Annotated in this window: 26 protein-coding genes; 18 read left to right on the forward strand and 8 right to left on the reverse strand. The window is 42.0% G+C overall.

The genetic code is table 11. The annotated features are described in order from the left end of the window. Nucleotides 1–160: 160 nt before the first annotated feature. From AB3N61_RS03100 to AB3N61_RS03155, 12 genes are all read left to right on the forward strand, one after another. The gene (locus AB3N61_RS03100) at nt 161–1,405 is read left to right on the forward strand and encodes an EAL domain-containing protein (RefSeq protein ID WP_020768646.1); all 1,245 of its coding nucleotides are present in this window, start codon (nt 161–163) and stop codon (nt 1,403–1,405) included. Between the two features lie 78 nt (nt 1,406–1,483). Beyond that, nucleotides 1,484–2,245, forward strand: a complete 762-nt coding sequence (gene sufC, locus AB3N61_RS03105) for a Fe-S cluster assembly ATPase SufC (RefSeq protein WP_020768608.1) — start codon at nt 1,484–1,486, stop codon at nt 2,243–2,245. Nucleotides 2,246–2,249: 4 nt separating this feature from the next. Beyond that, on the forward strand, nt 2,250–3,431 hold the full coding sequence (locus AB3N61_RS03110; protein ID WP_367898453.1) for a SufB/SufD family protein: 1,182 nt from the start codon (nt 2,250–2,252) through the stop codon (nt 3,429–3,431). Beyond that, on the forward strand, nt 3,431–3,745 hold the full coding sequence (locus AB3N61_RS03115; RefSeq protein ID WP_020768670.1) for a non-heme iron oxygenase ferredoxin subunit: 315 nt from the start codon (nt 3,431–3,433) through the stop codon (nt 3,743–3,745). Before AB3N61_RS03110 ends, AB3N61_RS03115 begins: the two co-directional genes overlap by 1 nt. Nucleotides 3,746–3,772: 27 nt before the next feature. Further along, nucleotides 3,773–5,014, forward strand: coding sequence for a cysteine desulfurase (locus AB3N61_RS03120; protein ID WP_020768616.1), 1,242 nt, complete (start codon nt 3,773–3,775; stop codon nt 5,012–5,014). Beyond that, nucleotides 4,998–5,423 (forward strand): Fe-S cluster assembly sulfur transfer protein SufU, encoded by a 426-nt coding sequence (sufU, locus tag AB3N61_RS03125; protein WP_020768644.1) that lies wholly within the window; start codon nt 4,998–5,000, stop codon nt 5,421–5,423. Before AB3N61_RS03120 ends, sufU begins: the two co-directional genes overlap by 17 nt. A 56-nt stretch (nt 5,424–5,479) precedes the next feature. Next, on the forward strand, nt 5,480–5,779 hold the full coding sequence (locus AB3N61_RS03130) for a type II toxin-antitoxin system Phd/YefM family antitoxin (RefSeq protein ID WP_367898454.1): 300 nt from the start codon (nt 5,480–5,482) through the stop codon (nt 5,777–5,779). After that, nucleotides 5,780–6,217 (forward strand): PIN domain-containing protein, encoded by a 438-nt coding sequence (locus tag AB3N61_RS03135; RefSeq protein WP_367898455.1) that lies wholly within the window; start codon nt 5,780–5,782, stop codon nt 6,215–6,217. It abuts the gene before it with no gap. A gap of 81 nt (nt 6,218–6,298) precedes the next feature. Further along, on the forward strand, nt 6,299–7,129 hold the full coding sequence (locus tag AB3N61_RS03140; RefSeq protein WP_020768671.1) for an AraC family transcriptional regulator: 831 nt from the start codon (nt 6,299–6,301) through the stop codon (nt 7,127–7,129). Next, a complete protein-coding gene (locus AB3N61_RS03145; protein ID WP_232420947.1) occupies nt 7,126–7,317 on the forward strand; it encodes a DNA-directed RNA polymerase subunit alpha C-terminal domain-containing protein in 192 nt (63 codons plus the stop codon). Before AB3N61_RS03140 ends, AB3N61_RS03145 begins: the two co-directional genes overlap by 4 nt. A 22-nt stretch (nt 7,318–7,339) precedes the next feature. After that, a complete protein-coding gene (gene chrA, locus AB3N61_RS03150; protein WP_367898456.1) occupies nt 7,340–8,494 on the forward strand; it encodes a chromate efflux transporter in 1,155 nt (384 codons plus the stop codon). 64 nt (nt 8,495–8,558) lie between these two features. Beyond that, complete coding sequence (locus AB3N61_RS03155) at nt 8,559–8,891, forward strand: metal-sulfur cluster assembly factor (protein WP_008593331.1); 333 nt, start codon at nt 8,559–8,561, stop codon at nt 8,889–8,891. 179 nt (nt 8,892–9,070) lie between these two features. On the opposite strand, the gene AB3N61_RS03160 is transcribed toward AB3N61_RS03155, so the two are convergent. Genes AB3N61_RS03160 through AB3N61_RS03180 form a run of 5 tightly spaced genes read right to left on the reverse strand, consistent with a single transcriptional unit; the run spans nt 9,071 to nt 12,241 of the window. Next, nucleotides 9,071–9,742, reverse strand: coding sequence for an ATP-binding cassette domain-containing protein (locus AB3N61_RS03160; protein ID WP_367898457.1), 672 nt, complete (start codon nt 9,740–9,742; stop codon nt 9,071–9,073). Beyond that, entirely contained in the window at nt 9,742–10,506 is a 765-nt protein-coding gene (gene modA / locus AB3N61_RS03165) for a molybdate ABC transporter substrate-binding protein (protein WP_367898458.1), read from the reverse strand. The genes AB3N61_RS03160 and modA overlap by 1 nt, the downstream gene beginning before the upstream one ends. A gap of 17 nt (nt 10,507–10,523) precedes the next feature. After that, a complete protein-coding gene (gene modB / locus AB3N61_RS03170) occupies nt 10,524–11,204 on the reverse strand; it encodes a molybdate ABC transporter permease subunit (protein ID WP_020768593.1) in 681 nt (226 codons plus the stop codon). 9 nt (nt 11,205–11,213) lie between these two features. Next, entirely contained in the window at nt 11,214–11,786 is a 573-nt protein-coding gene (locus AB3N61_RS03175; protein WP_367898459.1) for a hypothetical protein, read from the reverse strand. Further along, nucleotides 11,783–12,241 carry a RidA family protein gene (locus tag AB3N61_RS03180; protein ID WP_020768599.1) on the reverse strand — a complete coding sequence of 153 codons (459 nt, stop codon included), beginning with the start codon at nt 12,239–12,241 and terminating at the stop codon, nt 11,783–11,785. Before AB3N61_RS03180 ends, AB3N61_RS03175 begins: the two co-directional genes overlap by 4 nt. Before the next feature lie 112 nt (nt 12,242–12,353). Between AB3N61_RS03180 and AB3N61_RS03185 the strand changes: the two genes are divergently transcribed. From AB3N61_RS03185 to AB3N61_RS03205, 5 genes are all read left to right on the forward strand, one after another. After that, nucleotides 12,354–13,154 carry a class I SAM-dependent methyltransferase gene (locus AB3N61_RS03185; protein ID WP_020768623.1) on the forward strand — a complete coding sequence of 267 codons (801 nt, stop codon included), beginning with the start codon at nt 12,354–12,356 and terminating at the stop codon, nt 13,152–13,154. Beyond that, nucleotides 13,151–14,806, forward strand: a complete 1,656-nt coding sequence (locus AB3N61_RS03190) for a DEAD/DEAH box helicase (RefSeq protein WP_020768561.1) — start codon at nt 13,151–13,153, stop codon at nt 14,804–14,806. The genes AB3N61_RS03185 and AB3N61_RS03190 overlap by 4 nt, the downstream gene beginning before the upstream one ends. Further along, nucleotides 14,773–15,864 (forward strand): N-acetylmuramoyl-L-alanine amidase family protein, encoded by a 1,092-nt coding sequence (locus AB3N61_RS03195; RefSeq protein WP_367898460.1) that lies wholly within the window; start codon nt 14,773–14,775, stop codon nt 15,862–15,864. The genes AB3N61_RS03190 and AB3N61_RS03195 overlap by 34 nt, the downstream gene beginning before the upstream one ends. Next, the gene (locus tag AB3N61_RS03200; protein ID WP_367898461.1) at nt 15,845–16,603 is read left to right on the forward strand and encodes an LIC_10740 family protein; all 759 of its coding nucleotides are present in this window, start codon (nt 15,845–15,847) and stop codon (nt 16,601–16,603) included. The genes AB3N61_RS03195 and AB3N61_RS03200 overlap by 20 nt, the downstream gene beginning before the upstream one ends. Before the next feature lie 90 nt (nt 16,604–16,693). Then, on the forward strand, nt 16,694–17,950 hold the full coding sequence (locus tag AB3N61_RS03205; protein WP_367899053.1) for a hypothetical protein: 1,257 nt from the start codon (nt 16,694–16,696) through the stop codon (nt 17,948–17,950). A gap of 69 nt (nt 17,951–18,019) precedes the next feature. On the opposite strand, the gene AB3N61_RS03210 is transcribed toward AB3N61_RS03205, so the two are convergent. Next, nucleotides 18,020–18,808, reverse strand: a complete 789-nt coding sequence (locus AB3N61_RS03210) for an enoyl-CoA hydratase/isomerase family protein (RefSeq protein WP_020768548.1) — start codon at nt 18,806–18,808, stop codon at nt 18,020–18,022. Then, nucleotides 18,808–19,335 (reverse strand): hypothetical protein, encoded by a 528-nt coding sequence (locus AB3N61_RS03215; protein WP_020768607.1) that lies wholly within the window; start codon nt 19,333–19,335, stop codon nt 18,808–18,810. Before AB3N61_RS03215 ends, AB3N61_RS03210 begins: the two co-directional genes overlap by 1 nt. A gap of 176 nt (nt 19,336–19,511) precedes the next feature. Here AB3N61_RS03215 and AB3N61_RS03220 point away from each other — a divergent pair, with 176 nt between their 5' ends. Further along, nucleotides 19,512–20,789, forward strand: coding sequence for a PilZ domain-containing protein (locus tag AB3N61_RS03220; RefSeq protein ID WP_036088913.1), 1,278 nt, complete (start codon nt 19,512–19,514; stop codon nt 20,787–20,789). A gap of 36 nt (nt 20,790–20,825) precedes the next feature. Here the strand turns inward: AB3N61_RS03220 and AB3N61_RS03225 are convergent, their stop codons facing one another. After that, complete coding sequence (locus tag AB3N61_RS03225) at nt 20,826–24,098, reverse strand: efflux RND transporter permease subunit (protein WP_367898462.1); 3,273 nt, start codon at nt 24,096–24,098, stop codon at nt 20,826–20,828. Nucleotides 24,099–24,185: the final 87 nt, after the last annotated feature.

Raw genomic sequence — 24,185 nt, forward strand, 5'->3', positions numbered from 1 at the left:
GGGCTTTGTAACAAAAGAAAACAAATAATTTGCCATTATCCGGAAAAAGGGTAAGAAAAAAAGGGAATTTTCCAAGCTTTCCTCTTCATTCCTAACACTGTTTCAGGGAAATATGCTTGTGTGTAAACTTCAACCGGATTCTAGTAGTGAAGGAATCTGCATGCTCGCCGAATACGAGTCCCAACAAATTCTATCTCTGGGCGAAGGTTATTATACCCCTCATTACCAGCCGATCTTAGACGTCGGAAATCGTAATATTATAGGTTACGAGGTTTTGGGCAGAGTATTTTCTCCCGAGTCCAACGAATACCATTCCTTAGGTTATCATTTTCATAATCCGGATACGGATACCGTACGTTTAGTCCATATAGATCGAATCATTCGTGAAAAAGCGATCAAACATGTGAAGGAAACCGGTCTCAAGACTAAAATTTTCCTGAACATGATGCCCAATTTTCTCTCCATGGTCTACACGGGAGAAGTGTTGGATATCAAACGTCTTCATATTCTTCATCTGATAGATAAATACGATATTAACCCGAACGATCTAGTTTTGGAGATCACGGAAGATAAGTTCGAAGGAAATATCGAAAAACTTTTATATATCGTCAGCCTATTTAGAGAAAGAGGGATCAAGATCGCGGTCGACGATCTTGGGGTCGGTTTTTCCAATTTGGAAAGGATCGGTTATATCCATCCGGATATTATGAAAGTGGACATAAAAATTATGAGAGAAAGTTTGAATAGACGTTCTTTCAAAAATGTTCTCTCCGCGATCTCGGAAATGTCCCAAAGGCTGGGTTCTCAACTTTTATTCGAAGGAGTAGAGAACGAAGATGAGCTGTATCTTGCTCTTTCCATGGGAGCCAATCTTTTACAGGGTTTTTATTTCTCTCGTCCTACTCTCGATTTTCAGGACAAAAAACGTTTTAATAAGACGCTCAAAACATCGCTCGAAAAATTCTCCGGACTTAGGTTCTTGGAGATCCTAGAAAATCTCAGAAAAGAGCAGTCTTTCTTGGATCAATTTGTGGACTTATTCAAGGATCTGGAAACTTCTTCCGAAGAGTCGATGGCAGAGGCATTGAGCGGTGTTTTGGACAGACTTCCGCTGGAAACCACTTCCGTTTTGGTCTGTGATATGCACGGATATCAGATAACTCCTACATTTAAGAGAGAAGCTTACGATCTACCTTGGACAAGGTTACTCACCGAGGTAGGGAATAATTACGCTTGGAAACCGTTCTTCATCCGTCATAAGGCGGAAACCTATCATTCCAGCCGAGTTTCCGGATTTACCGAACCTTTTCATGATATAGAGACCAAACGTCAATATGTCTTATTCACCCTGAATCTGGGCGAGGATCACGTTCTCATTCTCCGCTTGGACTGGGAATCGTACTGAAGTCCCGACTTCCAAACATCTTTCCTATTGATCTCCGCCTCAGGAATAAAAACATAGTCCTAGGCAGGGGTCCTATACGTGGCGGAACTACTCAAAATTTTAAATCTTCGCGCCGGAGTGGAAACCGAATCCGGTGAAGTACAGGAAATCCTAAAAGGGGTAGACCTTACTATCGGCGAGGGCGAAGTCCATGCCATCATGGGTCCAAACGGATCCGGAAAAAGTACATTATCAAATGTCATCATGGGTCACCCAAAATATAAGGTGATCTCCGGGGATATACTTTTCCAAGGGGAATCCCTTCTCGAAAAGCCGACCGACGAAAGAGCCAGGGCGGGTATTTTTCTCTGTTTTCAATACCCCACAAGCATTCCCGGTGTAACGATCGGAAATTTTTTACGCACCATCTTAAAATCCGTCCGAGGCAAAGACTTACCGGTAAAAGAATTCCGCAAAGAATTAAAGGAAGCCACCGCTTTATTAGAAGTTCCTGATACTTGGATCGGAAGATACGTGAACGACGGTTTTTCCGGCGGGGAGAAAAAAAGGAACGAGATCCTTCAGATGACCCTTCTCAAACCGAAACTTTCCGTTTTGGATGAAACCGATTCCGGTTTGGACATCGACGCACTTAGAATTATCAGCGAAGGGATCACTAAAAACAAATCCGCAGATAGATCCATACTCCTCATCACACATTACCAAAGAATGTTAAATTACGTTACCCCTGATTTCGTTCACGTTTTTGCACAAGGCAAGATCCTTAAAACAGGCGGAAGAGAACTTGCCCTTGAATTGGAAGAAAAAGGATACGATTGGATCCTAAACGGAGCGAACTAAAGGAATGCTTTTGGCGGAATCCATTTCGGAATACATCAAGGAGAAGAAGGAACCTTCCATTCTTACCGAATTCCGTACGAACGCCGAAAAACTTCTGAACTCCGCAACATTTCCCGATTCTTCTCTCGAATCTTGGAGAAAGATTAGTCTTTCTAATTTTAAAATTTCTGAATATACTAAAGTTTGTCCGGATTCTTCCGTAACGGTTTCCGGAAACGCGAAGGTCACCAAATTACAGGATCTTCCTCCTGAAAAACTTTCGGAAGTCCTGAAAAAAACGGCACCTGCTATTTCCTTTTATTCCAAAGAATGGTTTCCACTTTTTGTATTTTCCAGGTTCACTCATGCGTATTATGTACAGCTGGGTTCGGATCCTTCTTCTTTACCTGAGATCAAGGTTGAATGTAAGGATGGAAATATCATTCTTCCACTTTTGATCGTGGATGCTTTTCCGGGAGCCAAGTCCAATTTTCTGGAAAGATGGGAATCTCCGTCTCAGAAAGATCTGGTTCTTATGAGCGGAGTCACCATTCTTCTTACACCTCCTAACGGAGATTTCCAGTATTCTAGTTTGGAAAATTTGGGAGATTCCACTTTTCATTTTAGAGCTACGTACGGGATCCAGGAAAAAGATTCCAAGTTCCATGCGAGTCTTGCTTCTTGGGGCGGATATAAGGGAAAATCATTCTATGATACGAATGTTGCCGGGAAAGGATGTTGGACACGTTATGTGGGTCTTTCTCCTTTAAAAGCGAGAGAATTCCAAGACACTGAAGTCCGTATTCTTCATTCCGAAAGCCATGCACAAAGTTCTATTTTATACCGCACCGTCGTAAGAGAGAAGGCTCACCATGTATTTACAGGGAACCTACATATACCTTCTCACTGCAAAGATGTGGGTGCGATCCAAATCAATAATAACCTTCTGTTAGACAGGACCGCAAGAGCCGAATCCATTCCTAAATTGGAAGTATTTGCTGATAGTGTAAAATGCGAACACGGTGCCACTGTCGGAGAAATAGACGAAGAGCAATTATTCTACTTAGCTTCCCGAGGAATCTCGGAAGAAGAAGCCCGTAAAATGATCGTAGAAGGGTTCTTGAACGAAGTAGTCCGAGAATTTCCATCCGAAACGGTTCGCGAAGAATTATCTTCCATGATAGAATCTAGGATGTTGGGCGAGTAATGGGTGACTTTCAGAGACTGGCTAAACTTTCCGATCTGAAAGAAGGAGAGATATTCGTAGCTGAAACCCGTTACCATAGGGTAGGATTAACTAGACTGGGGAACGAAGTCTGTGCATTTGCGGATCTTTGCACCCATGATGGCGAGGATATTTCAACCGGTGAATTGGAAGGGGACGTAATCGTTTGTCCAAGGCATTCCGCGAAGTTTAATATCCGTACCGGTAAGGTACTTTGTATGCCTGCAGTGGAAGATTTGCCAGTCTATAAGACTAGAATCGTGGGTGACGAAGTCGAAGTGGAATTAGAGGATTGACATGGGGAACCGAGGAGAAGAGAAACTTTGAGTTTTGATCTCGAAAAGATACGAAGAGATTTTCCGATTCTATCTACTCAGATAGGCGGCAAGCCCTTGGTGTTTCTGGACAGCGCCGCCAGTTCTCAAAAGCCTAAGTCCGTCATTGATACCATTCGTAAATATTACGAAGCGGAGAATGCGAACATCCACCGCGGAGTGTATTCTCTTTCCCAAAAGGCCACCGAAAAATACGAGATGGCCCGGATCAAAACTTCCAGATTCATCGGAGCTGCCTGCGCTAAGGTTGTTATATTCACTCGTAATACTACCGAATCCATCAATTTAGTGGCTCAGTCTTGGGGACGCACTAATATCCATGAAGGTGACGAGATCGTACTCACCGAATTAGAGCACCATTCTAATTTGGTTCCTTGGCAGATGTTGGCCCAGGAAAAACAAGCCGTCTTAAAATTTATTCCTCTCAACCAAGATTCCACCTTGGATCTTAGCAATTTGGACGAGGTCATCACTGAAAGAGTAAAGTTAGTCGCTCTTGCTCAAATGTCCAATGTGACCGGCACTATTCACGATCTATCTGCGATCATTCGCAGGGCCAGAGAAGTAGGAGCAAAGGTATTGATAGACGGTGCCCAGGGGATCTGTCATCTTCCCACAAATGTCCAAAAAGAAGATTTTGATTTTTATGCATTCTCCGCTCATAAGATGCTCGGACCGACAGGCGTAGGAGTTCTTTACGCTAAGGAAGAGATCTTAGAAACCATGCCTCCTTGGATGGGAGGAGGAGATATGATCTCCAAGGTTTGGAAGGAAAAGTCCACCTATGCGGATCTTCCTGCAAGATTGGAGGCCGGGACTCCGAATATTTCGGGAGTGATCGGATTTGGAGCTGCTATCGAATATTTGGAATCTGTAGGAATGCAGGAGATCAGAGATCACGAGTTGGAACTCCTACAATATGCCTTGGATCGATTGGAAGATTTCGGCGGTTTGGAACTGTACGGAACAAACGATCTAAGCAAAAGAGGAGGAGTAATTTCCTTCAATTTCCCAGGAGTTCATCCTCACGACGTAGGTTCCATTTTGGATGAAGAAGGGATTGCAATCCGTGTGGGACATCATTGCGCTCAGCCGTTTATGGATTTCAAGGGGATCGCCGGCACTTGCCGCGCTTCTTTCTATCTTTATAATACCAAAGAAGATGTAGATTCTCTTTTGGTAGGTCTAAAGAAAGTGAAGGAGATTTTCGGCCGTGTCCTTAAGCGATAGTCTTTACCAAGAAGTACTACTCGATCATTACCAAAACCCGAGACATCACGGAAAGATGGAACACTCCGATCTTCATGAAGAAGGTGTCAATCCTCTCTGCGGTGATGAGGTGGAACTATTCCTGAAACTGAAAGGAGATATAATCTCCGAGATCAGTTTTGTGGGGAAAGGTTGTTCTATCTCCCAAGCCTCCGCTTCTATGCTTACGGACAGTCTTTACGGTAAAACAATCACCGAAGCAAAAACACTTCTCCACGAATTTAAAGGAATGCTTTTAGAGGATAAGGTCCCAAATTTTTCGGAAGAATATGAAGACCTCGAATCCATGGAAGCGGTAAAGAAGATTCCGGCGCGAATCAAATGTGCCACGCTTGCCTGGAATACTTTGGAAAAAGCGATCGGAAAGTAAAAAAAATTTGGCCAAAAGAGCTTGACTTAGGTGGCCCCGGTGGCTACAATTTTGACATGAGAGCGGTTGGGATCAAAGATCTTAAAAATAATCTAAGTAGCTTTCTGGATTTTGTACGAGGAGGAGAGACTATCCTTATCTTGGACAGAAATCAGCCTATTGCAGAGATCAAAAAATTCGACCAGAAATCGGATCTCACCAAACAATATTTAGAAGAAGCAATCGCTTCTAATTCTATTATTCCCGCGAAAAATCAGAAAGGAATCAATATTCCGAAATCCATTCTGTTAAAAGCTGGAATCAAATATAGAGTCTCTACAGCTTGGAGGGAAGCTTACCGGGCAGACAGGGATTAAATGGTCTTATATATAGATACTAGTCTTCTATTAAATATTCTTTATGCAGAAGCCGGTTACGAAGACCATTTGGATTATTTCAACAGATCGGATCTCAAGTTCGGTTCTATCCTACTTGAGATAGAAAGTTTCAGAAGTTTACATTTCACGTATTCTAAAGAATCCAAACATTTACCTAAAAATTGGTTTAAAGACGCGGAAGGATTCCTGGGCGAGTTCATTTCTCAGATCAATTTAAAAAATCTGGATGACGATGTTTGGACTGAAATCCGAAAGAATAAGGATGTCCTGGAATTAAAATCATTGGATGCAGCTCATTTAGCCACCGCATTGCATATACGAAAGTCTATCTCCGACGAATTGATCCTTTGCTCCATGGACGAAAAATTCAGATCCGTGGCCAAAAAATTGGGTTTTAAATTGTATCCAAAAAAATAAAAATTTCTTCAGATCGCAAGAACTATCAAGCAAGAGTAAAAGTTTAAGCTTAGGATACTGGAAACAGTACCAAGGACTGTAATGGATTTCGTTCAAAAGGCTCTCTGGTTTATAGAAGGTCATTCTAAAGAAAATATTTCTCTAGAAGATGTTGCAAAGAATGCAGGGGTTTCTCCCTTTCATTTGACCCGCTCTTTTTCTTTGACCATGGGAGTTTCTTTGATGAAATATCTGAGAGGACGACGTTTGAGCGAAGCCGCAAAAATATTGGTGGAAAATGGATCCAATATTTTAGATCTCGCTTTGGATGTCGGCTACGGATCTCACGAAGCATTTACTAGAGCTTTTAAGGATCAATTCTCTATCACTCCAGAACAGGTAAAGTCCCAGGGGCATCTTGGTAATGTGAACTTAGTGGAGGCAATTACCTTGAACTCAGAACCAATTCCTAAAATCGATCCGCCCAGATTCGAAACCGTCCCGCCTAGACTATTTGCGGGTATTGTAGAACGTTACGATTGTCAAATGCCTGCAGGTATTCCAAATCAATGGCAAAGTTTCGGAGCATACCTTGGAAATATTCCTTCTCAAGTCGGAGATGCTGCTTACGGAGTTTGTTATAATTTCGATGCAGAAGGTAACTTTGATTATATGTGCGGAGTAGAAGTTTCTTCTTCTTCCGGATTACCTAAAGAATTTCAGATACTTAAGATCCCTGCGCAGAGGTACGCAGTGTTTACTCATAAGGGTCATATTGCCGGGATCAGAGCAACATTTGCCGCTGCAGGCAAATGGTTTCCGGATTCCGGTGCAAAACCTTTTGAGGGTGCAAACCTGGAAAGGTATGGTAAAGAATTTAATCCTGTTACAGGAATGGGAGGAATAGAAATTTGGATCCCGGTGGAGGATTGAACCTTCCTAAAGGCCTTGCGGCTCCTGCTCGCAGGGCTTTGGCAAATAACGGGATCCATTCCTTATCTCAACTTGCGAAATATTCGGAAGAAGAATTGTTGGAATTCCACGGGATCGGCAAGAACGCGATCCTGGTCCTTCGTTCCGCTTTGAAAGAGATCGGAAAGGATTTGAAAGTTTCCTCCTGAAATTCGAAACTATCATTTTCGAATGAAAGAAGTATTTTTCATTTTTTTAAAATTGGGCTTAGTATCCTTCGGTGGACCTACCGCCCACTTAGCTTATTTCTATCAAGAATTCGTAATACGAAAAAAATGGGTTTCGGAAGAGGTTTATAAGGAATTATTAGCGGTTTGCCAATTCCTTCCCGGCCCCGCAAGCAGCCAATTGGGGATCTGTATCGGTACTCTTCGTTCCGGTTGGAAAGCGGGATGCGCGGCTTGGGTCGGATTTACCTTACCTTCTGTCTTATTGATGGTCGGTTTTGGAATTTTATTAAAATCGAATATAGTTCCTGATCTGAAATGGGTCCATGGTCTGAAATTGGTCGCCACTGCGGTTGTAGCTCATGCGATCTTGACCATGTGGAAAAATTCCAAAAGTCATCCTTACAAGATCTATTTGGTCGTCGGTTCCGCGATACTGACATTGGTATTTTCAAATGCATTTATCCAACTGATCGTAATTTTGATCGGTGGATTGATCGGATTTTTTCTATTTAAAGAAGAATCGGATCTTCCTCAGATTTCTGTCTCCTTCTCCATTCCGAAACGGGTCGCATTTTGGTCCCTGGGAATTTTCTTTCTTCTTCTTTTCTTATTACCATTATTAAGGTCATTCTTCGGTTCGTTTCCTTTTACGATCTCTGATTCATTTTATAGATCGGGCGCCCTAGTTTTCGGCGGAGGACATGTGGTCCTTCCTTTATTGGAAAACGAAGTAGTAAGACAAGGTTGGATCGGAAAAGAAGAATTCCTAGCAGGATATGGGGCCGCTCAAGCGATGCCTGGTCCTTTGTTTACGTTCGCTTCTTATTTAGGTTTTATGATCTTTGGGTTAAGCGGGGCGATCCTCTCTACCGTTTTCGTATTTCTTCCTTCTTTTCTTTTGGTCTTTGGATTTTTTCCCCTTTGGGAGAAGATACGAAATTATTCCAAAATGAGAACAGTCATAGACGCCATCCAGTTTTCCGCTCTCGGAATTTTATTGTCCGCATTTTGCACTCCTGTCTTCACTTCTTCCGTATATTCCGCTTATGATCTTTTCGTATTCGTTGTTTTATTTGCCATGATGGTTTTTCTAAAAGTCCCGAACTGGTTGATATTGATCTTAGGAATAAGCGCCCCGTTTTTAAATCCGTTCTGATGGAAAACGATAATAGTCCTTAAAATTCTTTACACTAAGTTATTCTTCCGATAGACTGTGTTAGATGCAATTATTAGAACAACCAACTCAAGAGATCGAAAAAAGGGTCTACGCAGAGATCCATAGGGTAGAAGATCCCGAGATCGGTATCTCCGTCGCGGAGTTGGGTCTGATCTATAAGATCCAGGTAGAAGGTGATAAGGCAAAGATCGAAATGACTTATACTTCTATGGCTTGTCCTGCCGGCCCTCAAATGAAACAAGAGATCCAAGACAACGCGCTGAGAGTAGAAGGTATCAATTCTGTAGAAGTGGAAGTGGTTTGGACTCCAAAATGGGATCCGAGAGCAATGGCTTCGGAAGAAGCTAAAATGGATCTTGGGATCTTCGATTATTAAGAATCTATCTTAAAGTCCTATACAAAACAATTTCTTTTAGTGAGGTCTTTGCCTTCCCCTTCGCTTACACGTCCTGCGTAAACCTCCGGGCCGCTTCGCCATCCTGGCTTCGCTCTCAGGCAAAGACCTCACTAAAAGGAAATTTTAGAATATTTTGAGATAGGTTTTTAAGATAGGATCTATAGGTTTTTATGCAAGATCCTTCCATTTTCCATATAAAGAGCGGAAGTCCCGAAATACTCCAGATCTATTGGGTCGTGAGAGATAAGAAGAATGGGCATACTGATCTTCTTTCTTAAACTTTTTAATTCTTCTCTCATCTTTTGTCTTAGATCCGAGTGAAGCGCTGCAAACGGTTCATCCAAAAGTAAAATTTTAGGATCTCGAACAAGCGCCCTTGCAATCGAAACTCTTTGTTTTTGTCCGCCCGAGAGATGTTTCGGATAACTTTCAGAAGTCTCTTCTATCCCGAATAAATTCATAAGATAAGAAACCGTTTTTTTATCTTTTTCATTCAAAGTTCGAAAGAATTTATTCAATCCGAATTCTATGTTTTTTCGCACTGTGAGATGAGGGAATAGTCCGTAACTTTGGGGAACGTAACCTATATTTCTTTTTTGAGGCGGGATATACTTTTTGGAAGAAGAATCAAAATAAACACTATTTGCAAACGAGATCTTTCCCGAATCCGGTTTTAAAAGTCCGGCTAATGCCCGTAAGGTGAGACTTTTTCCCGCTCCGGAAGGACCGTATATTACCTGGAATTCTCCCGAAAATTCGAATTGTACATCCAACTCGAATTTTCGCTTTCCATCGGAAAGTTTTTTTCGGATATCTACGATAAGTGACATTAAGGAAGTATAAACTTATATTTTAGAAAAGTTTCTTTCGATTCGGGAGATTTTTTTAAGAACTCCAGAAAGGTTTTTGCCTCTTCCGGATTTTTGGTCCCGGTTACTACGATCCCCGGATATACGATCGGTTTGTGCCCGCTTAATGTCAGCGCGACCCTGACCTTAGATTCCGCAATTGCTGCATCCGTGAGGTAAACGAAACCGGCTTCGACTTCTTCTCTTCCGACATAATCCAATACCTGTCTTACATTTTCCGCTGGTATGAATTTTTCCTTTAAGGAAATATTCATATTGTTCTTAGTTAGGACTTCCTCTGTATATTTTCCCGCCGGAACAGAGCTTGGGTTTCCGATGGCGATTTTTTTGATCTCCGGTAGTTGTAGATCTTCCAACTTTTTGATCTTGAACCCGCCGTCTTTTGGTTGGATCAGGACTAACGTATTTTTTAGTAAAATCGTTTTGGTAGAAGATTCTAAAACTTCCGTATTGATCCCTCTATCTACGAAGTCTCGGTCCGCTGAAATGAATACATCCACAGGAGCTCCTTTTTCTATCTGTTGGTATAAACTTCCGGAAGATCCGAAATTAAATACCGCTTTGACTCCCGTTTTTTGTTTGAATGCGGGTCCGAGTTCTTTGAGCACATCGGTTAAACTGGATGCAGCCGAAACAGTGATCTCTTTTTCCTTTTCTTGAGGATAAGAAGTGGATTGGATAAATAAAAGTAGAGCAGGGAGTAATTTATGTAATTTTTTAAACATTTCGTTTAATAAATTCCTTACCAATGGGATTTTTTCAGTAAGATCCCGGAAACTGTCAATACCAATACACAAGTGATCGATGCTACGAATACTAAGATCAAAGAGAATTCGTCTTTTCCGGATTGAACGGAATCATAAATCGCAAGTGCTATTGTTTGTGTTCTTTCCGGAATATTTCCTGCGATCATGAGTGTTGCCCCGAATTCTCCCATTCCTCTTGCATAGGCCATCATGGAGCCTGCCAAAATCCCTCTCCAGGAAAGCGGAAGAATTACCATTAAGAAAGTTTCCCATTTGGATTTTCCTAAAGTGAGTGCGATCTCTTCATATTCGGGATCCAGATCTTCGAAAGAAGCTTTTACGGATCTATAAACTAAAGGAAAGGATACGATTGTGGATGCCAGAACTGCTCCATGTAAATTAAATAATATAGAATATTGGAATTGTTCCAGAAGAAAATGACCTATTATCCCTTTTTTACCGAATAAGATCAATAGGTAATATCCAAGCACCGTAGGCGGCAGCACCATCGGCAGGGTCAAAACTGCATCGGCGAATGTTCTTCCGAAAAATCGGAGCTTGGACATCCAATAGGCAAAAAATATCCCGAGTAAGGCGGCGAAAAATGTTGAAAAAAGGGTTACCTTAAGTGTCAGAAGCAGAGGATATCTGATGGAGTCCCAATTAAAAGTATCCATCAGGCTGATTTAAAGTTTAGAATTCCATAATGTTAGGGAAGAGCCGGTAGTTAATGCCCAAAAAAAACAGAATGCATAGAAGTTGAAATTATAATAATAATCCTGATCTCTTATAAAACTTACGAAAAATACGTCCGGTAATAAGATCCCAAGCAGCAGTAATATCCCGGAAAATCCTTGGAGGATCACGATTGTTTTACCTACCCATTCACTTCTCCAAAAGCCGCCGAAAAAGAATGTCAAGAAGCATGGGATGATAAAAAATATATTGGAAGCGGTTCGCACATTAACTTCTTCTATACCACTTCTGCTAGGTTCTATTCCGAAAAAACTGCCTAGTTTGGAAAGTAGATCTTGTTGGGACTCTACCCCTAAGTTGATGGAGTAATTGATCCAGCTTCCTAAACTAAAGAATAATTGCAGTAATGCCAAAACGAATATCAACTTTTCCTTTCCGGTTTTTTCGGAATAGAATTCTATAAATCTTCCTAAAAGTTGGGAAAGAAATCTTTTCCATCCGTTCAACACGACGGGTGTGGCGGGAAAAGCGAGACTTAGATCTCTGAGAAGATTTTTGATCATCCTAAAGAAACCGTCATTTCGACTTCTACGGGAGCTCCTAACGGAAGAGCGGAATTTCCGACTGCAAAGCGCGCATGACGTCCTGCTTCTCCAAAAATACTTAAGAGCAGATTGGATGCATGATTTGCAACTAGATGTTGTTCCGTAAAATCGGGACTGGAAGCAACGAATACCCCGATCTTTACGATACTCTTGATCTTATCCGGATCTCCGATCACTCCAGCAATGGCAGCTAGTCCGTTTAATGCAGCTTGTTCGGTAGCTGCTTTCACATCTTCTACGGAAAGACCGGCCCCGAGTGTTCCGGTAAGCATGAGTTTGCCGTCTTTTAGAGGCAATTGGCCGGAAGTGAATACCAGATTTCCTGTTTGTATGGCAGGTATATAGGCGGCAATCGCCTTAGGTGCAGGTGGGAATTCCAGCCCTAGGGATTTGATTTTTTCGAGTATGCTCATTCTCTTCTATTCCTGGATGGTTTCTCGTTTTTTCAAGCACGTATTTCGTTCCGGGCCGGGGGATTTTCCTTTACGTGAGGGAGACTTTATGACAAGCTTCATGTAGGCAAGCATGTCCTCAATACTCGAATTGGAACCTCACCCAGAATATCCGGAAGCCTATATGGTATGCCGTCGCACGGGGGTCCATTTCTATAAATTGGCAAAGGAAAGGGATTACGAAGATTCCTACTTTCAGGAAGAATACAAGAATCAGTACAAAAAGACCTATTACGAGGACGAACCTCAGCTTAGAAATTTAGCAAAGGTGCGTCTAGAAATGATGAGCGCATTCCAAGACCCGAAAGGAAAAACTCTTTTCGAAATCGGATCTGCTGCCGGTTTCTTTTTATCCGAAGCGGAGAAGAAAGGATATAAGGTTTCAGGCATGGAACTTTCGGAAAGTGAAGCGAAATACTCCAAATACAAATTAGGTTTGGATGTGATCTGCGGCTCGTTCCTGGACGATTCAATTTTTCCAGAAAAGACATTCGATGCAGTCTGTGCGTTTTTTGTAATAGAACATTTCCCGAATGCGGAGCTTGTTTTCGAGAGGATCAATAAATTGTTAAAGCCAGGTGGCCTCTTATTTTTAGGTCTTCCTTCTTTGAACGGACCTTCTTTTCAAACCAATCCGGAAGAATGGTTTCGCACTCATCCGTCGGACCATTTTTGGGATTACTCACCCGATTCTCTGAAAAAAATGTTGAAAATGTACGGTCTCGTCACGGTATATAGGAAACCTATGTCATACCACCCTACTAGAGATAAGGGATGGAAAGGCAAATACCTGACGCATCGGCTCTTTGTTCGTTACGCAAACCTCTCCTGCTACGCCGACACATTCCACTCAATCGCGATTAAAAAAATATGAAATTCGAAGAATTAAATCTTGAGCCTAACCTGCAAAAAGCAATCCAAGAAGCAGGTTTTACCGAGCTCACTCCAATACAAGAAAAAGCAATCCCTCCAGGAATGGAAGGCAGGGACGTAACCGGTTTAGCCCAAACAGGCACCGGAAAGACGGTAGCATTCTTGGTTCCTACCATTCACTCCATTTTGACAAGAGGAATACAAGGGATCAGCACCTTGATCCTTGCTCCAACTAGAGAGTTAGTGATCCAAATTTCGGAAGAAGCCGAAAAGTTACTGAAATATACGGACTACCGAGTGGTCCCTATTATCGGTGGGACCGATTATAAAGCCCAGAACAGGGATCTGAACGGACTCAACGGTTTGATCGTTGCGACTCCCGGAAGATTGATCGATCTAGCGAGAAGTGGAAGCGCAGACCTCGAAAAAGTCGAGTTTTTCGTTTTAGATGAAGCGGATCGTATGTTGGATATGGGTTTCATTTACGATATACGTTGGCTTCTTCATAAATGTAAGAATAGAAAACAAACCTTACTATTCTCGGCTACACTTTCCGTCGAAGTTATGCGCCTCGCATATCGTTTTATGAACGAGCCTGTGGAGATCCAGATCAATCCCGATAAATTGATCACCGAAAGGATCGATCAGAAACTGGTTCACTTGGGAAGAGAGGAGAAGTTGCCTTATATGGTAAACTCCATTCTTGCCGAAGAATTGGAAGGGCAAGGAATTATATTCACAAATTTTAAAGTGAATATTCCTAAAATAGTACATTCTCTCAGAAAATTCGGGATACCTATCACTGGGATATCTTCCGACTTGGATCAGAAAAAAAGACTGAGGCTGATGAGGGATTTTAAATCCGGAAAGTTCAAGTTTATGGTGGCAACGGACGTTGCAAGCCGCGGTATCGATGTGGAAAATATCGAAGTTGTTTTCAATTTTGATCTCCCTCAAGATACGGAGAATTACGTTCATAGGATCGGAAGAACCGCTAGAGCGGGGAGAATGGGTAAGTCTATCAGCTTCTGCTCCGAATCCGATTACGTAGAATTGGAGAAGATAGAAAAATATCTGAAACAAAAAATAGAAGTTCTACCGGTCCATGAAGAAGCGCTCACGTTCCCCGTGGGAGAATTCCAAGTATTTGTCGGAGGAGACGCCTTTGATAATGCTCCTGTCGAAAGAAACGGGAATCGAAACCATGGTAAAGATAGAGGCCCTAAAAAACAAAGAGGGGAATTTCAACGCAACGGGAACCAAAGAGGGGAGAAGACCTGGAACCAAGACTCTGGAAATCGCAAAAAGGATTTCAACAGAGACTCCAAACCGGGCAGACAAGGCGGCGGACATAAAAAAAGACCGGAAGCTGCGATCCAAGAGGCTCAGGAATTCTTACAAAAAGCGGACAGTGTATTCGGAGCTAACGGCGATCGTAAGGACAAAAACCGGAAAAATCCTAAAAAAGGAAAACAACGTCCCGAATTCCAAAAACAACATTCTCCGAATCATACAAGTAACGAGAATAAAAAACAAAAATCGAATTACGATAAGAGCAAACGTAACCTATTCGATATAAACGATTCTAAAAAATCCTCAAATAAGAAGAAGGGATCAATTTGGACAAGGATCAAATCCTTCTTTGGGGGTTAGGATTCTTTTTATTTTTTAGCGCACCCGTTTTTGCCGAGTCCAGGATACAGACAATCGGCAAGAACGGATACGTTCCCTTCGAAGAGATCCGTAAAAAGATCCCTGGACTACAATCCAAATTCGAATCGGCTACGTTAGTAGGTTCAATTTCACATGCTTCAGGCGAAATCCGTTTTCGGATAGGAGCCTCCTTCTATGCGATCAATGGTAGTTTAGAAAAAACGAATTTACCCGTAGTTTATAGAGAGAAGGATTTTTTGCTTCCTCCCGATATTGTGGAAGCGATTTTTGTGCGATTATTGCCCGGGGATGTGAGTTACGAATTTAAAGAAGGCGAACTTGTTTTCGATCTATTGCCCAAAGCGGAAAGATTAAAACTTTCCGCGATCATAGTGGATGCGGGTCATGGGGGAAAAGACCCGGGAACTTCTTCCGATAAAGGGACCCAGGAGAAGTTCGTCTCTTTACAAGTGGCCCGGTTTCTGAAAAAATTCCTCAACAAGGTTTATCCGGAAGTTCGAGTGATCTTAACCAGGTCTAACGATTCTTTTATCGAATTAGAGAGAAGGTCGGAGATCGCAAATCGAGAGATCCAAAAGGGCGGATCGGTTTTATTCGTAAGTTTGCATTGTAATGCTTCTATTTCTTCGGATGTGAACGGATTCGAAGTCTATTATTTGTCCCAAACCCCCAGCACGGAAACCGCAAGAGAAGTTTCCTTATTCGAAAACGGGATTTCCGGCAAAAAGGGTGGGGCCGCCTACGGGAAGATCCAGGCCGGAATGATGTCGTCTATGATCCAAAGAAGAAGCCGCCTTCTTGCCAGAAGTGTCGAATCCGAGATGAAAAAAAACCTTGGTCCAAAGATATTGTCTAGAGGAGTGAAGAAAGCGGACTTTTCCGTACTCAGGGGAAGTTTGATGCCTGCCATCCTAGTCGAAATGGGTTACCTCACCCATAACAAAGAGTCCGAGGTATTGGCCGATAAATCCTACCAAGTGAAATTGGCCAAAAGTATATTAGAAGGTGTGAGAGCGTATGAACTGGCAAAAGATTAGGGAAATTTGGGATCGCTTTCTTACTCATTTGGAGACCTTCTATGTTTGGGTTTTCGAGTTAGCTACCAGAGCCGCCGATTCTAAAGAATCCAAAAGGATCTTATTCTTAACTTATTCTTGGATCATCGTATTATTATTCCTTACCGGTTTCATTCTCGCCGGAAAAAACCCGTTAAAATTGCTCGTTCCATTTACCTTATACGATCTACCTAATCTAGATCATAGAAAGGAAATCGTAATATACGGTTCGGATGGAGAAGGCGAGGTTTTTCCCGTAAAAAGAAAAGTTCTCTTAACAGGTGAGGATTTCCGGCACGATGTTATAACCTTAGTAGGAGAGGCTGGGGAATCCAGTTATTTCGACCCTACCGTTCCGAATGCTTCCGCACAATTTAGGAATTTGAAAAAACTTCCGAACCTACAGGACTCCGTGATCTCTATCTGGAAAAGAGGAGATGTATTGATCTTGGATCTGAGAAAGTCCACATTGGAAAATCTACTTTCCGATATGAAATTCCGTATCGATTATACGTATGCAAGTCAAATGACGGAAGAACAAAAGTCCGCGGAGATAGAGCGTAAAAAATTAGTCTTATTGTCTTCCGCGTTCTTGGCTGTGGAAAAGACCTTATTCGAAAATTATCCCGATCTACATCGGATCGAATACAGGTTAGGTGGAGAAGCGGGAGATCTGCCCGGTTTAAGCTATTTACTTTCCACTTCGCATACAAGACAGTAAGATTTTCCCCTATATTCGGGGTTTTCCCGCGGAAATTAACTGGATCAAAGGGTTGTTTTGACCCTTTTCGAAGCCGATAGTATTAAAGACATGTCCGGGTCCAAACGAACAATCTTAATCGTTTTTATACTTATGATCGTATGCGGTGCTATATTGTCAGCAGCTCCGGATCTCCAAAATTCTCCGGATGTAATGAATATCAATGATTTCCGCACGGATCGTGTCGCATTCCATTATATCCAATTAGTGGACAAGGAAGGAAAGGCCCTTCCGGAAAGAAACCTGAATCGAGATACTTCTGAATCCACATTACTCATTATTGATAGAGGACAACTTACACTTTTGAAGGATGGATTCGACGATCCAGTCCAGATAAAGGAGAAGGAAAAGGATTATTTAAATAAAATTTATAAATTCACCAGATTAAAAGATTTGGAACAGGAATATTATAAACTACCGGAATCGGAAAGAACCAAACCTTCTTCTAAAACGGAACCAAACCAGGCTGAAACAAACAAGCCGAACGTGAGTGCAGCTACATCTTCCGAGCCGGAAGAGAAGAATAAGGAATTCGATCTTCTATTAAAATATGATGATGAACTCCTAAAGTCTTACGCGGCGGAGAAGGCCGCCTATGCCGAATACGTAAGGACCGAACGTATTTACGGAAAAGATTCCCCCAAAACAAGTTCGCTTAGAGCAAGATTCGAAGAAGTTCGATCCAAAACCCAAGAAAGGAAAAAATTCCTATTAGGTTTTTTGCATAATACTTCCGCGGATTCGAATCCTTATCCGGGGGATCGAAAAGAACAAGTCTTCTATACGAATCATTCCAACGGAGTACCGGATTTTTATCTACATTCTACCACTCCAAGAGAAGTGGACGGTCTTATGAAAGGAGAGGAAGAGGTCGGAAAAAAATACGGACAACTTTTCAAAACCGCAGTGGACCGATTGATCGATTCTCAAATTGATAAACTATATTATTATATTTGGAACCGGGATATGACGAATACCCGGATTAAGGTAGACCGTTTTTTAAAAGGAAAGAAAGTCACAGTAGTTACCGGAGATTCTACGGTTTATACTATGATAGATAAGGAAGGGGACGGGATCACCGAATCTTTCTTTGTAGATTCGCCCGGCCTAAAATTCTCCTGGGGGAAGGAAGTCCCCAATATCATTTCTATCTCAAATTGTACGGATCAGGCGATCTTAGCTAAGATCAAAGCTTTGGGAGACGATGTTTCCTCCGGAAGGATCCCTAAAAAAGTGGATAAGTTGGATCTTACCATTCCGGAAGAACAGATCCTTTTAGAATTAAAACCGTTATTAAAGAACTTATAGTCGTCCGGCTATAAATGCAATGTCATTGCGACAAGTATGATGTTCCGGGCTTCAAGAGCCGCTAGGCTCTTATCGTCCTTTAAAAACCGGCTTTCTCTTTTCTTCAATCGAACGAATGGTTTCTCGAAAGTCTTGAGAAAGAAAGTTCAGAGCCTGCGACTCCGCTTCTTTTCGTAGAGCTGCATTCAGTTTTTCACGATCGTAAATATTCTTCTTTAATTCGCTAAGCGCCATAGGAGCGCTCTCGCTCAGCGAGATTGCGATCTCGGTAGCTCTTTGTAAAACTTCCGCTTTTGGAACGGAATCATAACAAATTCCTAATGAATGAGCTTCTTTGCCGCTTACTGTTTCCGCTAAGAATAAAAGCCTATTTGCGATTTCCATTCCGAATAATTCTTTCGTCAGATAGCTGGATCCCATTCCCGGATGAATTCCCAATTTTACGAAATTGAATTGGTATTTTCCTTCATTCGCAAAAACCCGTAGATCGCAAGCCAGAGTGATGGAAAGTCCCGCGCCGATCGCATGACCATTAGCGGCACAGATCACCGGAACGTTCAGATCCCTAACGCTTAGGAATAGATTATAAAATTCGAACATTTCTTTTTTGTTCGTTTCGAAGGACTTTTCGGCAAAAGATTTTAATAATTCGAAATTACCACCGGCAGAGAAAATATCGTTCTTTCCGGTAATGACAACCGCTCTAGGCGGGTTCTTTTTCAGCTTTTCGATGTGAGCTTGGAACTCCAGACCCATTGAGACGGTCATGGAGTTTTTAGTTTCCGGATTATTCAGATAGAGAATTTCAATTCTTGATTCGGAAGAAAGTTCTACTGTTTCTGAATCAACCAATGCCATTAAACAGCTTCCTGCTTTAGTTCAAAACTTTCGTACCAGACTCTATCGGATACGGAAAGAGGTTTTTCTCCGATACCCATTTGATCGTAATAATCCAATAGAATTTCTAAATGAACATTTTCCTCATCTTCTAAAGTCCAGAAAGAACTATCGATGGATTTAGAAACAAGCGCCTGGCCTCTGACGGAGTCCACGAAATAATCCGGTTTATTGGAGAAGATCAGATGAGCGGAGATCAGATCGAATCGAATAGTATCCACTATTTTAGAAAATTCGGAATCAGATTTATCGAAATAACGGGAAGCTATCTCGGTCTGGAAATAATCACCCCAGGTAAGAATGTCCGGTTCCACTCCCGTGCGTGTTTTGATCTCTTGGAGTTTTTCCTCTTCTAAAAAAGGTTTGGAAGCGAATTTATCCACCAGTTCTCTAAGGGAAATCAAGTTAAGGATCTTATTCGCGGAAAGTTGTCCACGACGCATCATATCGAAAAGTTCTGGATTCAGTTCGGACTTGTTCTCTGCCATGCTTTATTTTTCGGCAAAAGTATAAAAATCCCCCGCACAATTTCCTTCCGGAAAATACTCGCCTATGTCTCATTTTCGAAAAAAAGAAGAACGTGGCGAATTCCTATCGGTAGTACTGGATTCCTAAAGTCCCGAAGTCGAAAATAAAGATAAGGGAAAATTTTACCCATACCGTTATGGCTGTAGGACGATCGGATACACTCCAGGAACTGATTACGATTTTAGAAACGATGTTTGGAGAAACAATCATCGGTTCCGATATCAATTTAGTTAAACACCTATTCTATAGTCTAAAAGCGGACCAAAGGGAATTCCCTTTCGATTACGAAGGAGAAAAGCTTACCTCCGTTGTCGAAGAGGTGGGCGAAGACACTCTCGTTCTATATGTTCCTTATCTTCAGCCAAAAGGAATACTCAGAGCAAAAATCAGTTTCGAAATCTTGAATATATTATATCAATTCGAAGTGGTTCTTTTGGATTTTTGGGAAGACCATGTCCGGGTGAAGATCCCTTCCGAACTGCAAGCAGCCGCATTCCGTAAAAATCTCAGGGTGGCAGTGGACGATCTTTTTATGAACTACGTGATCCTTTATCGTTCCTTGAGCGGTGGAGAAAGAGAGCTCGGAAAAAATCTAAGCGTAGAGCAAAGATTTTTCCATCTCATGAAGGAGATCAAAAAGGATAATCCAAGTCTGAAATTGATCAATTTAATGGTTACCGAATATATTCTTGGAATTTCCAAAGACTATGAGCTCGTGTTTTTCGGACCTGGGAAAGATGGGGGACTTTTCGGGGATTTTATCAGACAATACAACCGTTCAATTTATGTTCCGGATTGTTCTTTAATTAAAAGTTATATAGGGGAGGAGAAGGATCCGTATCTGGATAATTTCCGGGACGAATACTTACGTTTGATCCAAACCAGGGGGCAGGCAAAGGCGGATGAATTTTTCAGAGAGCTTCAGAAAGAAGAAGTCCGAAATTTTTTGATTTCTTATATAGTTACTCCTATCCGTCTATTCAATGATCCGATCGGTTATGTGAAAGTGTTCTCCACGGCCATGGATAAATTTTCCATCGTGCAGCAGCAGGCATTATATATCGAGGAACTAGGGGATATTCTCACTTACGCTCTTACGAAAGTTTATATTCGCCAAGAGAACTTTAGAAATGAAGAGGCAGTTACCCGTATCTTGGATATCAGTATGAACGGTCTCTTGTTCGAGATAGAGGATGAAAGGACTTTCAATTATTTAAAAAAACATAATATTATTAAAATGTTTATTCCGATTTCCGAAAGGAACCTGGTCCTAAGGGGAGAGGTTGTGCGATTCTTGGAGGTCGCTGACGGAAAATTCCAACTCGGAGTGAATTTTTTCGATTCTAATCCGGATGATATGGTCTTTTTACAACATTATATCTTCAGTAAGAAGATGCGGATACTGTTCGAATAACTATCCTTTCCTTCGAATCGTTCCGCCGCTTCCGTTTCATTTCGTCTTTTTTCTAACATTTTTTTTCTTAATTGGTTCAGATTTATGACTGTTTTCTTCATACAAAACTTCACTATGATGTTCTGCAAAAGCTGGAGTATGATCTTCTCCGATATCGATCCGAATATAAGTGCTTTCTTTTTTTCTTCGGATCTCTTCCTTTCTTTTTATCCTTGCTTCGTCCCAACCTAAAAGAGTTTCCATCACGATAGGAAGAACAAGACGAGATAATGCGGTTGCGACCAATACTCCTGCTATCACTACGGTAGCCAAAGGTCTTTGCACTTCTGCTCCTGCCATATTGGAAAGTGCCATTGGAAGAAATCCGATAGCGGCGATAAATTCAGTCGTAAGAACGGGCCGTAACGAAAGTATCCCGGCGGAAATAACCGCATCTGCTATACGTTTTCCGGATTGGATCTCTTCCTTCAATGTTGATGCGTACACCACGCCGTTCAAAACGGCGATCCCGCTTACAGCAATAAATCCGACTGCAGCCGGGATACTAAATGGCAAACCACGCAAGACTAAACCTAAAATACCTCCTGCAGTTGCCAACGGAACTACGGCAAATACTCCTAATGCATAGTAAATACTATTGAATGCAGCCATAAGCATAAAAAATATGATCGCTAAGGCGACAGGAACGACTAAGAGTAATCTGTTTCTTGCTCTCACGAAGTTATCGAATTGTCCTCCCCATTCTATTTCATATCCGGCGGGAAGACTAGCTGCGATAGGTTTTACTTTCTCCTTTGCTTCATTGATATATCCGACTAGGTCTCTTCCTCGAATATTTACTTCGACGAAGATCCTTCGTTTAAGCGCTTCTCTATAAATGGCTGCCGCGGAATCTAGAATTTCTATATCCGCTACTTGTCCAAGAGGGATCGTATTTCCGGTTGCTGTCATAATTGGAATATTGGCTACTTCCGGAAGATCGTCGGCTTCCAAATCAAGTCTGAGAACTAAATCGTATCTTCTCATTCCTTCAAATATTTTTCCGGCCTTAGTTCCGACTCTCATCATCTCCACCGTGCGGAGAATTTCAGAAGCGGATACTCCATAGCGAGCCATCTTATCGTAGTTGGTATTGATCTGAAGCATAGGAAGTCCGAGAACTCTTTGCACACGTAAGTCTCCGGTTCCTGGCACCTTCTGCATTGTAGATGCGATCTTATCTCCGATATTTTTAATAGTTTTAAGATCGTCTCCGTATATCTTCACGACTACGTCCGCTTTAGAACCTGTAAGAAGTGAATTTACCCTGTTTTCGATCGGTTGGGACATACTGAAGTAAGTGGAAGGGACTTCTGCGATCAGCTTACTTTTGATCTTGTCCATCAGTTCTTCACGAGTATCCGCATTTACCCAATCTTCTTTAGGTTTCAATTTAACCATGACGGAAGTTTCCTCCGTACCTAAGGGTTCCGCCGCTGATTCTCCCCGCCCCACACGGGAGACAACGCTAACAATTTCCGGAAATCCGGAGAGAACCTCTTCGATCTCCATATTTAAATCTCGGGAATAATCGATAGCGGTAGAGGGTAATCTTTTTGCATCGATTTCCAATTCTCCTTCATCGATTCGAGGTAAGAATTCGGAACCTAAGAAACTTCCGGATAAAAATGAAAAAATGATAACTCCGACTGAAAAGAGAATGATCTTTTTTTTTCGCATCCATCCCCAATCCAAAAGTTTAATATAGTATTCCTCTATTTTTTCCCAAGCGTGTGCTTTATGGATAAAAGGTCGTTTATATGCGTAAGCAAGACTTGCCGGAAAGACCGTAACGGAAAAAACAAGTGCGCTTGCTAGAGCGAGGGCAACGGTTATCGCCATGGGGCGGAACATTCTTCCTTCCACTCCTTCAAGGACCATGAGAGGAAGATAGACAAGCATAATGATCGCAACGGAGAATGCTGCCGCTTTCGCTACTCTCTTGCATCGATCCGAAATAATGTTTTCAGTAGCGACACGAAGCTCTTCTTCATTCATGGGGCGATCGAAGCTTTTTCTACCTATATAAAATCCGGCCAAAACGGACTCTAACATTACGATGGAGCCGTCCACAAGTAAGCCGAAATCGAGTGCGCCTAAAGACATCAAGTTCCCTACAACGCCCAGTTGTCGCATAAAGATAACCGCAACCAGCATTGAAACGGGAATTGCCGCGGCAACTAACGCTCCGCCTTTTGCTGTCCCTAAAGTTAGGATAAGAGCAAGGAATACAAGTAGAGCCCCTTCACTTAAATTCATAAAGACAGTCTTTAAAGCACGGTTAATAAATTCAGAACGATCGTAAAACGGCTCTAACTTCATTCCTTCAGGAAGAGTCGGTCGAACTTCTTCTACTTTTTCGCGCACTCGATCCACGACATCCCTGGAATTTTGACCAAGCAGCATGATGACTGTCGCAGCAACCACTTCTTTGCCTTTTTGAGTGGCAATACCGAAACGAAGTGCGGGTCCTTCTTCTACTTTAGCGATTTGGCCTAATAAAAGTGGAATTCCGTCGGCAGAAGTTCTAACTGCAACTCTCCTCAGTTCTTCTATTCCTCCGAACTGTCCTTCTCCGCGGATAACTAATTGTTCTTCTCCTTTTTGAACATAACCTCCGCCGGTGTTGAAGTTAGCAGCCTTAATATCATCCAAGATCTCGGTCACGGTAAGATTGTGCGCGGCTAATCTTTTGGGATCGATCAATACTTGATATTGCTTTAAAGTTCCGCCTAACGTGTTTACTTCAATTACGCCGGGAACCGCTTTTATTTTTTTGGATAGATCCCAATCTACATAACTCCTAAGTTCTGTCGGAGAATGTCTATCGGAAGAAAGAACGAATTCGTATATATCCCCTAAGGCCGTGGCAACGGGAGCTAATTCAGGCGATCCGTATTCCGGAGGGATTTGGGCATCGACAATCTTTAGGCGTTCATTCACAAGTTGTCTTGCAAACCAAATGTCTGTCCCATCTTCGAAAATAACCGATACGGAGCTTACTCCCGCGCGTGAGATGGAGCGGATCTCTTTTGCTCCGGGAATTCCATTCAACTCTAATTCTATCGGATACGTAATGAATTGCTCCACTTCGAACGGGGTCAAACCCGGCGAGGAAGTAACGGCAGTTACTTGGACATTTGTTACGTCGGGAACTGCGTCAATTGGGAGTTTTAAAGCGTTAAATAGACCGATAAGGGAGAATATGGCGCAGATGATCAATACTGCTCCTTTCTTACGAATGGATAAATCTACCAGTTTTTCTATCATAAACGGTCCTTTTCCCTTGATTCTTCAATGAGATACAAATTGAATGAGCTTTGCCGTTCTGGCTCGTATTTTTTTAAATAAAAATCT

It is taken from the genome of Leptospira sp. WS58.C1 (assembly GCF_040833995.1).
Taxonomy (GTDB): domain Bacteria; phylum Spirochaetota; class Leptospiria; order Leptospirales; family Leptospiraceae; genus Leptospira_B; species Leptospira_B cinconiae.